Genomic DNA, 13538 nt, shown 5'->3' with positions numbered 1-13538 from the left:
CAGTTGCGCTGTACAAGGGAGGTTGTTAGATGGCAAATAAAAGTCTGGATTTAAAAGCTGTCAGGTTATCTGACATAAAAGAGAACAAGGAAGAAAAAATAAACAGTATTTCCAAAAGGGACATTGCCATTATTGGTATTACAGGGAGATTCCCCTCTGCTGCAACGGTTGATGATTTCTGGGAAAACTTGAGACAGGGACGGGATTGTGTCAAAGAGTTTCCTGAATACCGCAGGGCGGATGCAGACCGGATTTTAACAGGCAGAGGGCTTGGTCCTGAAGAAATTCAATATTATGAGGGTGCTTATTTTGATGAAGTGGACAAGTTCGACTATGGATTTTTCAGGCTTTCGCCCAAAGAGGCTGCTTTGATGGACCCAAACCAGAGAATATTTCTCGAGGAGACCTGGAAGGCTGTTGAAGCGGCGGGCTATGGAGGGGACAGGCTTACGGGTTCACGAACAGGCATATATGTAGGTTTTAGCTCGGATTTTGGAGAAAGCTATGCAAACCTTATCAGGGAATGCGAACCCACAGCTACCGATCTTGCGCTGCCCGGCAATATAAAGTCCATAATAGCAAGCAGGATATCCTACATTTTAGACCTGAAAGGTCCCAGTATCACTGTGGATACGGCATGCTCATCAGCGCTTGTAGCCGTACACCTGGCATGCCAGGGGATCAGGAATGGTGAATGTGAGCTTGCCATAGCAGGAGGAATAAAAGTTAACCTTTTGCCCGCCAAAGGGCTGGAAGAAGGCTTGGGAATAGAGGCCTCGGAAGGCAGGGCCAAGACTTTTGACGACACCTCGGACGGTACAGGCTTTGGCGAGGGCGCGGCAGTTGTTGTGCTTAAGCCGCTGAAGAAGGCATTGGAAGACAATGACCATATTCACGCAATTATCAAGGGAAGCGCAGTAAATCAGGATGGAGCTTCCGTCGGTATAACCGCACCCAATTCAGCGGCTCAGGAGGACGTTATTATCAGAGCCTGGAAGGATGCCGGCATCAATCCTGAAACAATCTCCTTTATCGAGGCTCACGGAACAGGTACAAAGCTTGGCGACCCTATTGAAATTGAGGGAATAAGCATGGCCTTTGAAAAATATACCAGAAGGAAGCAATTCTGTGCAATAGGGTCGGTTAAGTCAAATATGGGACATCCCGACCATGCCGCGGGGATACTGGGTCTGGCTAAAGCCGTAATGGCGATTGAACACAGAGAAATTCCTCCCACGCTGCATTTTAAAAAGCCAAACAGGAAAATCGATTTTACAGGCTCACCCGTATATGTGAATGACAGGCTTGTCAAGTGGAAGGAAGAAGCATATCCCATGCGCTGCGGCATAAGCTCCTTTGGTTTGAGCGGTACCAACTGCCATCTGATTTTAGAGGAATTTATTAAAGAAAACAGGACTTTGGAAGATAAGCAGAGCAAAGAAGAAAACAGGCAACAGGTAATAGCATTATCTGCAAAGAGTGAAACTGCGTTAATGGATTTGGTTAAAAATTACTGCAGCTTCTTAAACTCTGAAGCCGGGATACAAGCAGACATTGCAGATATCTGCCATACTGCAGATACCTGCAGGGGGCATTACAATTACAGATTTGCATTGATTATAGGCAGCAAGCCGGAATTACAGGAAGGGCTGAATGAGCTGATCAATAAAGGCCTTGATAGCAATCCTGCAAAGGATGTGTTTTTCGGAAGGCATAAAATTGTTACTTCAACCCAACAGAAAAGAACTGATTTTGACGTAACTTCAAAGGATATCAGGGAACTTACCCAGGCTGCGGCTTCATGCATAAAAGAGCTTCAGTCTGAAAGAAGTCAGGCAGGTTTGGCGCAGTTATGCAGTATTTACGTGCATGGAGGTCAGGTTTGCTGGGAGGAGCTATATAAAGGCGGTGCCAGAAAAAAAGTCCTTCTGCCTGTATATCCGTTTGAACGCAAGAGATGCTGGGTATCTGAACCAGGACCGAAGCAGTCTCATTTAGCAAAGCAAACTCCTTTGGCTGGTAAAAAGGAAATACTGCATCCACTGCTTGAAAGCCGCATTATTGAATCAATGGATGCAGACATTTATGAGACTGTATACAGTGTGGACAAGCATTGGGTACTGAAGGAACATCGTGTAGCCGGCAGTTGTGTTGTTCCGGGTACCACTTATCTGGAGCTGGCAAGGGAAATCGGCAATCAGTATTACCGGGGTGCGGCCATTGAACTTAAAAATGTTCTGTTTCTATCCCCCCTCATTGTAAATGGAGATGAACATAGAACAGTTCAGACTATAGTTAGAAATAAAGTGGATTTCATTGAATTTGAGGTTGTAAGCAGAGAAGCTGAATCAAAAAACTGGATAAAGCACGCCGAAGGAGTAATTTATAAAAACATCGAAAATACTCGGCCCTCTGAATATGCCCTGTCAGAAATTATTAAAACCCTGGGAGAAGTTAAAATAATCGATTACAGGAATATAGAGACCGATGGAGTTGATGGCGGGCCAAGATTTAAGAATATGAAGAAAATATATATTGGAACAAATGAAGCTCTTGCCTGCCTGGAATTACCTGAGGCATATGCGGATGATCTGAAGGATTATTTGTTACATCCTGCTTTGATGGACAGCGCTGTTAACATGGCAAACCACAGCATAGGAAACGGACTGTATTTGCCGCTTTCCTTCAAGAAAATCAAAATTTGGGGAGCTACTCCGGCGGTCATCTACAGTTATTTGAGAAAGCGCTCTGTTGACGTTGAAAACCCGGAAACTGCGGCATTCGATGTAACAATCCTGGATGAAGCCGGGAAGGTTCTTGTAGAAATAGAGGGCTTCACAATAAAAAAGGTTCACCGGGCCGAGCTCAAAAAGCTGGCAGGAGGCCGTAACAGCATTTATAAAATTGGCTGGACAAGGAAAGCCATAAGTGAGATAAAAAGTCATTCCGACGGCGGGGTAAACCTGATTTTCAAGGATTTACACCGATTCTCCGGGGAGTTTTCAGGAGAGCTTGTCAATCTAAATAAGAGAGTTATTCAAGTTGAGCTTGGAGACCACTTCAGAAAAATAAGCGATGAGGCATATATGGTGGGAAGCAGCCAGGAGGATTATGACAAGCTGATAAGGGCTGTTAAGAGCAGTACAATTTCCCGTATTTATCATTTTTCCTCTATGAATTATGATAAGGAAATTACAGAAATTAATGATCTGAAAGCCGGACTCAACAAAGGAGTCCTTAGTGTTTTCTATTTGACCCGTGCTATGCTCAACAATGGGAAAAATGAAAATACCGAAATTTATCTGATTTCAGATCTGGTTAACGAAGTCACACTTGGAGAAAAGCGTATAAACCCAAATGCTGCAGCCCTCTTTGGGCTTGGCAGAGTAATCTCGGAGGAATATCCAAAATTCAGAGTGAGATGTATTGATATTGATGAAAATACCTCTGCTCAGGATATTCTCTCTGAATCGGAAGCAAATGAGCATTTTTATCTGGCAGCGTATAGAGATGGAATCCGATTTGTTGAAGAGTTCAGGGAGGCTGAAACTGCTGAATTGACCGGGAATGAAGTGAAAATCAGGGAAAACGGCGTTTATCTGGTAACCGGCGGACTTGGCGGTATTGGGCTTGAAATTTGTAAATACCTGTCACAGAAAAACAAAGTGAAGCTGTGTCTGATCAATCGCTCAAAATTACCCGAGGTTGAAAAATGGGACAAAATACTGGGGAAAGCTGAGGACAAAAAACTCTGCAGAAGTATTGCCGGTATTAAGGCTATTGAGGCTTCCGGCTCCGAAGCTATTGTTTACAGTGCGGATATTTCCAATATTGAGAAAATTGATTATGTATTGAGGGATATCAGGCAGAGATTCCAAAAGATAGACGGTATAATCCACTGTGCCGGAATAGCCGGAGATGGTTTCCTTGTCGGAAAAGAGGCCCCGGTATTTGAAAGTGTTTTATCTCCTAAAATATATGGTACCTGGATACTGGATAATCTGACTATGGATGATCAGCTTGACTTCTTCGTACTGTTTTCATCGATTTCGTCAATATTCGGTGCCCAAGGCCAGGGGGATTATACTGCCGCCAACGCATATCTGGATTCCTATGCTGCTTGCAGAAATAAAACCGGAAGAAGGACATTGTCCATAAATTGGCCGCAATGGAAAGAAACAGGCATGGCTGTGGATTTTGGTGTTGCAGATAATGGTTTGTTCAGAGGGATTACAAATTATTCGGCTATCCACGTATTGGACGAACTTCTTGGCAGCCCGGTATCCAGAATTATTCCTGCCGAATTAAATTATGACATTATAGCCTCCTCCGCCAGGGTCTTGCCCATGGCTGTTTCTGAAGACATTGACAAAGCCATGGCAAGAATCAGGGAAAAGCAGCCGGCTGGCAGAGAGCCGAAAATATCAGAGAGTTCAAGGTGTGGCGTGGCTTTGTCCGGTACAGGCAGTGGAAATGGAACAGATATTGAGCGCAAGCTTGCCGAGGCCTGGGAAAATGTCCTTGGTGTTAGGGAAATTGACGTCAGTGATAATTTTTATGATCTGGGCGGGGATTCTGTCAGGGCGACAAGACTGTTGAAGGAATTGGAAAAGGATTTTGAAGGTGTTATAGATATATCGGATATTTTCACATATCCAACAATATCCGACATGTCAAATTATATTAAAAGTAAATCTGAACGAAAAAGTACATCCGTTCATGGGACTGTTCATGAGTATGAGAATGTTCATGAAACTGTTCATGAGACCGGCAGCGGAACCGATATAGATGCAATTTTAGGCAGGATGGCCAGAGGTGAAATCTCTGCAGTTGAGGCAGATAAATTATTGGGATTGGGGGAGAAAAAATAATGGAATCAGTAAAGAGTTACATTTTAAAAGAGTTTGAATCCAAAAAGCTCACTCAGGAAGAAACCAAGAAAATGTTGACCGAGCTTATGGAAAAAGCTGCTCCTGAAACAGTACATGAAGATATTGCGATAATAGGGATGGCATGTAAGTTCCCGGATGCAAACAATGTGGATGAATACTGGAGCAATCTTAAATCCGGTGTCAACAGTATCAAGGAACCCTCCAAGCAAAGAAGGGATCAAAGTGTTCAATATTATAAGAATAAAATATTTACAAAATATATGCTTGATATGGTAATTTCTGACGATACCGACCTGGATGACAAGTTCTCAAAGGGTGGTTATCTGAACGAGATTGATAAATTTGACGCCGGCTTCTTCAGAATTCCGCCAAGGGAAGCAAAGTTTATGGAGCCGCTGCAGAGGCTGTTTCTTGAGACAGCCTGGGAAGCAATAGAAGATGCGGGTTACGGCGGAGATAAAATTACCGGTACAAAAACCGGTGTATTTGCAGGCCGGGATCATACGGCCGGCTCGCTGTACCAGTATATCTCGGAACCCGATCAAATGCACCTGACTGGTTCATGGGCAGGTATTATGGCCTCAAGAATCCAGTATATATTCAATTTGCGCGGCCCCAGTCTTGTTGTGGATACTGCATGCTCTTCAGGACTGACAGCCACTCATATGGCATGCCGTTCGCTGCAGCAGGGTGATTGTGATATGGCAATCTCGGGCGGTATCCATCTGACTTACCTGCCCTCGATACAGGGACAAAAGAGTTCCATGGACATGGTGGAATCTGCCGACTCCAATGTCCGGACCTTTGATAAAAGTGCAAACGGTACTGTCTGGGGTGAGGGGGTAGGAATACTGTTTTTGAAGAAATTGAGCAAAGCTCTGGCTGATGGGGACAATATCCATGCTGTTATAAAGGGAAGTGCAATCAATAATGACGGTGCCTCCAACGGAATAACAGCACCAAATGCCGAAGCCCAGGAAGCAGTTATCATAAGTGCTTGGGAGGAAGCAAAAATCAATCCCGAAACCATATCTTATATTGAGGCTCACGGAACAGGAACAATTCTAGGAGATCCCATCGAAATAAAAGGGCTTACAAATGCGTTCAGAAGATATACCAATAAAAATCAGTTTTGCGGCATAGGTTCGGTAAAGACCAATTTTGGTCATCTTGTTGCTGCGTCAGGTATGGCGTCTATTATTAAAGTGATTCTTTCCTTAAAAAACAAAATGCTGCCTGCCACCATTAATTTTGAATTTCCCAATCCATATATTGATTTCTGCAGCTGTCCTGTGTATGTAAATAATCAACTGACAAAATGGGATACGGGTGATTTTCCAAGAAGAGCAGGAGTCAGCTCATTTGGTTTCAGTGGTACGAATTGTCATATTGTTCTGGAAGAAGCACCTGAAAGGCCAAAAAAGAAGGGTCTTACCATTTCGAAGGATAAACCCGTATATATTCTTGCTCTTTCGGCAAGAAGTGAAATTGTTTTAAAGGACATGGTCAATAAATATATTGAACTTATTATTAAGGGAGGAGTTACAGACTTAGCAGATATCTGCTACACCGCCAATACAGGGAGGGGCCATTTTACCTGCAGGCTTGCCCTTGTGCTTAAGGATTTTGAGGATTTTAAAGAAAAGCTGCTTCAAGTCAGCAGAACTGATTTTGCCAACTTGAACAGGCAAGGTATATATTATAACGAGCATAAAATAGTACCTGAAAGCAAAAAGGTAAAAGAAGCACGGGAAATTACCGAAAGCCATAAGTGGGAAATCTCTGCTGAAGCAAAACTCAAAATACAGGAGCTGCTGAAGCATAGGGGCGATAATACAAATCTATGTAATGATATATGTAAACTATATGTTGAGGGTGGAAATATTGACTGGGATATGTTATATAAAGGACGCCAGCTAAACAAAGTAAGTGTACCTGTTTACCCGCTAGAAAGGATACACTTTTGGGCAGAGCCAAAAGCCATGGGCAGGGAAAGTCAATTGTTAAAAGAAAAATCAATTGAACATCCCTTGTTTGACAATCTTCTGGCTGATTCCTTTGACAGACAGATTTTCGTTACATACTTTGACAATGCCAGGCATTGGGAATTGGACGAGCACCGGATAAACGGAAGAAGCATTTTGCCGGGAACTACCTACCTTGAAATGGCCAGAGAAGCCGGCAGAGCATATTATGGAAACAGTCCGGTGGAACTGCGGGATCTGGTTTTTGTCTCACCTATGCTGGTGAATGATGGTGAAGTTAAAGAAGTCCAGACAATTGTAATAAATGAAAAGGATTATCTGAGATTTGCTGTTGTAAGCAAGCAAATTTCAGAGGAGCCTGATCATCAGGTATGGGTTACACATTCAGAAGGAAAACTCTTTATGCTGGAGGATAATGTTAATAAAGCTTTTGATGTTTCCCAACTGAAAAATGAGTGCGGGAACGGAGAAAAAACCATCAGGTTAAGCACAACCGAGTCACCTATTAAATTTGGAACTACCTGGGATAATGTTGAAAGGATTTACATTGGTGACAATTCTTTATTGGTAAAACTTGAAATAGATCAGTCTGTTTCGGAGGCTGCTCTCAGATACAGTCTGCATCCTGCATTAATGGATAACGCAGCCAATATGATCATGCATGGTCTCGGGAATGATGCCATGTATCTTCCGCTGTCATATCATAGTATGAAGCTTTATGACAGAATGCCGGGGAAATTCTACAGCTACATCACAAAACTCAACAATTCCAACAACAGCACAGAAACCTTTTCTTTCGACATATGGCTTATGGACGAAAGGGGTAAGGTTTTTGCAGAAGTTAATAATTACACTATTAAAATGGTTCGTGATGCAGATAAGAGTTTTCAGGGTATCGATAAAAATGCAGCTTCATATTACGACATGGGCTGGATAATTGAAAGTCTGGATAAGCAGGCAAAAAAACCTGAATGGAAAACCGCTTTGGTATTCAGGGATGATGCCGGAGCAGCCGATGTGATCACAGCCGGCTTGAAAGGAAGTATATTAAGTGAAGTCATTGAAGTGACCTTCGGTTCGGGCTATCAGAAAACCGGTCAAAGCTCTTACATTATTTCAGGCACAGAGGAAGACTATCTTAAGCTTATGACCGAACTAAAGACCAGGGATATTGATAAGATCGTCCATCTATCCACTGTAAGCCGTTCCGATACAATGAACACTCCTGCTTTTGAAAGAAGTTGTGATGATGTGCAAAATAGAGGGATATACAGTCTGTTTTACCTGACAAAAGCACTTGCTGCCAACAAATATAACAATGAAATAAGTATTGATCTGTTATCAGAAAATGTTGAACAGGTTACGGAGGAGGATTCATTGATTAATCCCGATAACGCTGCTTTCTTCGGACTTGGAAAAGTTGCTGCCCAGGAGAACCTGAAGCTGAAATTGAAGTGCATTGATTTTGACCAGGCCACTGCTTTGGACTGTATAATAAATGAAGTCATATCAGAATGTAAAGCTCAAAGGGTAGCTTATAGAAAAGGTAACAGGTATATTCCCGAATTTTCAATAGCTGAATTAAATACATCTCAAGAGGAGCTGAATATAAAAAATGAAGGAGTATATGTCATAACAGGTGGAGCAGGTGGCTTAGGCCTTGAGATTGCGAGATATATTTCTGAAAAAGGCAATACAAATATAGCGTTGATCAACCGTTCAAAACTGCCTGATGCTGAACAGTGGGACGACATATTGGAAAGGAATGGCAACGAAAGGCTGTGCAACAAACTCAGAAGCATAAGAAATATACAGACATCCGGCTCAAAAGTAGTTTGCTGCAAAGCTGACATATCAAATGAGGAAGAAACAAAAGAAGCGCTTGATTCATTAAGAGAGAGGTTCGGGCACATTAACGGGATTATTCACGCTGCCGGTGTAGCCGGTGATGGATTTTTAGTGATAAAGGATTCTGATATATTCAGCCGCGTTATGGCACCCAAAATAAATGGAACGCAGATTCTTGACAGGTTAACCATTGACGATAAAATGGACTTTTTTGTATTGTTTTCTTCCATGGCATCAGTTACAGGGGGTATGGGACAAGGTGATTACACTGCTGCCAATACTTACCTGAATTCATTTGCACAGCGTAGAAACAAGGCAGGTAAACGGACTGTCTCAATCAACTGGCCCGGCTGGAAGGAGACAGGCATGACTGTTGATAATAATACGACCGATGATAATTTCCCGTTCAGAGCCTTAACGACCTCAAAAGCTTTAAACATTTTTGAGGATGCATTAAGAAGCGGCAGATGTGTAATATATACCGGAGAACTGAATATTCCGTATCTTTCCAGTGTGACCGACAGCTTACCCGTAAAGCTGTCAGGTAAAATAAAGACTTCAATAAATAAATATTTGCTTGATAAAAACAAAACAAAGCACCAGGCTGAAGTTAAAGATACAAATGCCCAGGCAGCAGCAAATAGTGCAGCCGGTAATAACAGCAGCAATAGCCTGGAAAACAAACTAGCTCTAATATGGGGTTCTGTTCTTGGAATAAAGGAAATTGATGTGTATGATAATTTCCACGATATGGGCGGAGATTCCATTCTTGCTACTCAATTACTAAAGGAGATTGATAAGGAGTTTCCCGAAGTGATCAGCATTTCTGACATTTTCACTTATCCTTCAGTAAGCCAGCTGGCCGGGTTTATAAGCGGTAAACTTGGACATGGAACTGATAATTCTGATAATCCCGATAATCTCAATAATGTGGTTAAAGAGGATGTAAGCTTTGAAATGTCTCGGAAAGTTACAACTAAAGTTGAATTATTGCCTGTTCAAAGATGCTTCTTTGCCAGAAACTTTAACAGTATGAATCACTGGAACGAATCTGTTCCGATTTATATGAAGGATGGAATCGATGAGAATATACTGAGAAAAGTCATTTTAAAAGTAATGCGGCAGCATGATGCACTCAGATTGGTTTTCAGGTATGAAGACGGAAGCTATGTCCAATATCTGAAAAGCTGTGATGAAATTCACGAAGACTTGTTTGTGTACCATATGTCAGCAACTGAAGCTTCCAGGGAGGAAATGCTTATGGAGCTTAACAAGCTGATTTCAAGCATGGACCTTGCTGAAGGCCCGCTTATAAGGTTTGTTCTGTTTAAAACCGACAATGGTGATTACATTTATTGTACCATGCACCATCTTATTATTGACGGATTCTCAATACACATCATTATGAAGGAAATAATAACGGGATATTTTCAGGCAATCAGCGGTAATGATATGGGTGCTTCAGAAAAAAGTGTTTCAATTGTGACCTGGGCAGATTTTATTAACCAATATGCCATGAGTAAGGAAATAACCCATGAAATCGAATATTGGGATAAAATTGACAGTACTCCTGTTGACATGCTTCCAAAGGATTTCATCAGTGAGGATCAGAGCCTGATCAACAATGCCTGTGAGCATCTCGTACTGCTTGATGAGACAGAAACAGACAGTTTCCTCAAGGAGTCCTGCAAGTTATACAAGGTAAATGCCGAAACCATACTGCTTACAGCACTGGGAATGGCATTGGACAGATGGGGCAGTATGGACAAGGTGCATTTGAGGCTGTGCGGAAACGGGCGTGATCTGCCATTCAGTACTTTTGATTTATCCGGAACAGTGGGGTGGTTAAGCATATCCTATCCATTTGTGCTTGACACAGCCCGTAATCTCCCAGTAGAAGACAAGGTGGAAAATGTCAGGAAGGAGCTTTCAGAAATTCCTAACAAGGGAGCTGGATATGATATATTAAGATTTATTACAAACCCCATAAAATTCCCTGATAAAAAATACTCGGTACAGCCTGAGATATTCTTTAATTACATGGGTGTATACGGAATGCCTGATGCAGAAGAAAATGACATGATTGCAGCCTTTAAAACAGTACCCGAGAAAAGTCCGTATTCCGACAGAGAATATGTATTTGTTATTGAAAGTTCTATTTGGGAAGGAAAGTTAAAGATTATGGTGGAGTATAATGCCAGGGAATACAAAAAGGAAACTATACTTGCCTTGTTGATGGAGTGCAAAAAGGCGTTGGCAGACATTGTTGAGGCTAAGGGAAAAGGCAGGCAACAGCTTGAGCAGGGAGGCCAATATGAAGCGATATAGTTTTGTTATTCCGGTGTATCAGTGCAAAAATCTTATTAAAAATACTCTGGAAACTCTTAACAGACTGGAAGGATTCCCGTTGGATGCCATTGAAGTTATTGTTGTCGACGACGGTTCAAAGGATGGAACCGGTGAAGTTATAAAAGACATGGAAAAGAAGTACGATTTTAAGTATATCTATCAGGAAAGAGTTGCTGAGTCTTCAAGGTCAAGAGCCAGAAATACCGGTATTAATGCTGCCAAGGGTGAAATTATAATTTTTTTGGATGGGGATATGCTTCTAAAGCATAACTATCTTGAAGAATTGGACAAGTACTTCGTAATCAATAACAATATAATAGTAGTCGGCAACCGGATAAATCTAACAGAAGATGTGTCTTTTGAGGAGATTTCTGCAAACAGTTACTATGGAAATCAGAAATTCAAACTGGACAGTATAAATAAGTTTGAGATAAGACATCTCAGTTACATGGAATCCTCATATAACGCCGAATGTCAACTTTATCCGTGGCTGAAGGTCTATACATGCAATCTGGCCGTACCGAAAAAATATTTGGATGAACTGGGAGGCTTTGATGAAAATTTCAAAGGGTGGGGAATTGAGGATATTGAATTGGGATATAGATTATATATGTCCGGAGCCAAAATCATTATCAGCAACAAGATTGAGACCTTTCATCAAAAGCATGATAAATCAGGGAACCTGAGAATCAGTAAAGATAAATTTCCTGAGATTGACAGAAATACCGAACACTTTATTAAAAAACATCCCAATGCCTTGCAGCTTCCCGAGAATGTAATCATTAAATTTTTCAGGGGACAAATTGTACCAAAATTCAGTGCTTTGACTGGAATCAGAAAAAAGGTAATTATTAATTATAACAGCACTGATAACCTGGAGGAGGTTAAAGCCAAAATACTGTTGCTTTCAAAGAAAAAGTCATTGAAAATAGTTGTTCAGGATCATGTCGAGAACACAGATCTCGATATTTGGATCCAGCTATTGGGAAAGCAAAAATCAACGCCTATGTATTTTCCTGCATCCAAGCAGCTGGAGGTTATGAATAGTTTGGGCGCAATCGGTATTTTGACCATGAGACTGGTTTTTGCAAGACTGAATTTTATGAGTATTGTATTGTCCCTCTATGAGAATATATTCAGAAGTCATAAAAAAAGAGTTCTGCCGGAAAACAGTAAAGCTTCCGTTATAAGAAAATCTTAAGAAGTTCATAAGATAGAATTCCAACATAACTCCTTCTTCTGTGCTTAAATAATATCAGCACAGAAGAAGGAGTTGTTTTATTATGGTACGAAAAGTAAAAAAGAAAAAGTCAGGAATACGCATATTTGTGGTACTTGCGTTGATGGTTGCCATTGCTGCTTTTGTTTACAAATCCGTCATTGCTCCAGGAACCTACCAAATATTTGAGAAGGAATATGACCATAAAACCTCGTCATATTCTTCTTTAAAGATAACACCAGATTCTTCTGAAGATAGAACAGCACCCATTCCTCCGCAAAAGATAGAACCCGATCCATCTGTTTCTATATCCTTCGACAAACTTAACAGTCCTAATGCGATTCTGATCCGTTTAAAAGATCATACCATCCTGATGCAGAAAAATAGTGAAGATAAAATCTATCCTGCTTCTTTAACTAAAATGATGACTGCCATTGTTGCGATAGAAAGTTTACATGACCTGAAGGAAGAAATCAAACTTACCAATTCTACATTTCAGGGGCTGTACGAAGCAGATGCATCAATGGCAGGTTTCCAACCAGGTGAGCAGGTCAGGGCAATAGATCTGTTATACGGAGCAATGCTTCCGAGCGGTGCGGAGTGCTGTATTGGAATTGTTGATCAGATTGCGGGATCAGAGCAGAATTTTGTAAAGTTAATGAATCAAAAGGCGGCAAATCTTGGCATGGAAAATACCCATTTTGAAAATTCGACCGGACTTCACAATGAAGACCACTACACAACAGTCAAAGATCTGGCTGTTCTTTTAAGCTATGCTTTGCAAAATGATACTTTCCGGGAGGTATTTACGTCGTCACGTCATTCTACACGGCCTACGAATAGACATCCTGATGGGACAACTTTTTACAGCACCATGTTTAAAGAACTTAGTGATCAAAACATTATCGGCGGAAAAATACTAGGAGGAAAAACTGGATATACTGATGAGGCTGGTCTGTGTCTCGCAAGTCTCGCTAAAGCGGGTAATAAAGAATATGTTTTGGTTACAGCCGGTGCAAAAGGAGATAACCACTCGGAACAGTTTAATATTACCGATGCAATAGCTGTGTACAGCAGCATAGGAAAATAATAGTTCTTTACGAAAGCACAGGCCTTGATATGAAATATCTGGAAAGCAAGGTGTTTAATCTGCGCCTTGCCGTGGAGCCTGAAGAATGGCATATTATTATACCAGAGTTATAAACTGAACGTCAAAGAATAAGCAGGGATAAAATGTAAAATGGA

General features: G+C 41.4%; 4 protein-coding genes. All 4 read left to right on the top strand.

Annotated elements, in window-relative coordinates:
• Positions 1-29 precede the first annotated feature (29 nt).
• Positions 30-4871, top strand: a complete 4842-nt coding sequence (locus tag CTER_RS02945; protein ID WP_004623644.1) for a type I polyketide synthase — start codon at positions 30-32, stop codon at positions 4869-4871.
• Entirely contained in the window at positions 4871-11053 is a 6183-nt protein-coding gene (locus CTER_RS02940; RefSeq protein WP_004623662.1) for an SDR family NAD(P)-dependent oxidoreductase, read from the top strand. The genes CTER_RS02945 and CTER_RS02940 overlap by 1 nt, the downstream gene beginning before the upstream one ends.
• A complete protein-coding gene (locus CTER_RS02935) occupies positions 11040-12275 on the top strand; it encodes a glycosyltransferase family 2 protein (RefSeq protein ID WP_004623624.1) in 1236 nt (411 codons plus the stop codon). The genes CTER_RS02940 and CTER_RS02935 overlap by 14 nt, the downstream gene beginning before the upstream one ends.
• Before the next feature lie 82 nt (positions 12276-12357).
• The gene (locus tag CTER_RS02930; RefSeq protein WP_004623671.1) at positions 12358-13383 is read left to right on the top strand and encodes a D-alanyl-D-alanine carboxypeptidase family protein; all 1026 of its coding nucleotides are present in this window, start codon (positions 12358-12360) and stop codon (positions 13381-13383) included.
• Positions 13384-13538 lie beyond the last annotated feature (155 nt).

The sequence above is a fragment of the Ruminiclostridium cellobioparum subsp. termitidis CT1112 genome (assembly GCF_000350485.1).
Lineage (GTDB): Bacteria > Bacillota > Clostridia > Acetivibrionales > DSM-1351 > Ruminiclostridium > Ruminiclostridium termitidis.
The sequence above is the reverse complement of the archived record's forward strand: the minus strand, read 5'-3'. Positions and strand labels throughout refer to the sequence as shown.

Bases quoted from the DNA above. Each gene is read 5' to 3' on its own strand.
- CTER_RS02945 (WP_004623644.1), top strand. From the start codon at position 30: ATGGCAAATAAAAGTCTGGATTTAAAAGCTGTCAGGTTATCTGACATA.
- CTER_RS02930 (WP_004623671.1), top strand. From the start codon at position 12,358: ATGGTACGAAAAGTAAAAAAGAAAAAGTCAGGAATACGCATATTTGTG.
- CTER_RS02940 (WP_004623662.1), top strand. From the start codon at position 4,871: ATGGAATCAGTAAAGAGTTACATTTTAAAAGAGTTTGAATCCAAAAAG.
- CTER_RS02935 (WP_004623624.1), top strand. From the start codon at position 11,040: ATGAAGCGATATAGTTTTGTTATTCCGGTGTATCAGTGCAAAAATCTT.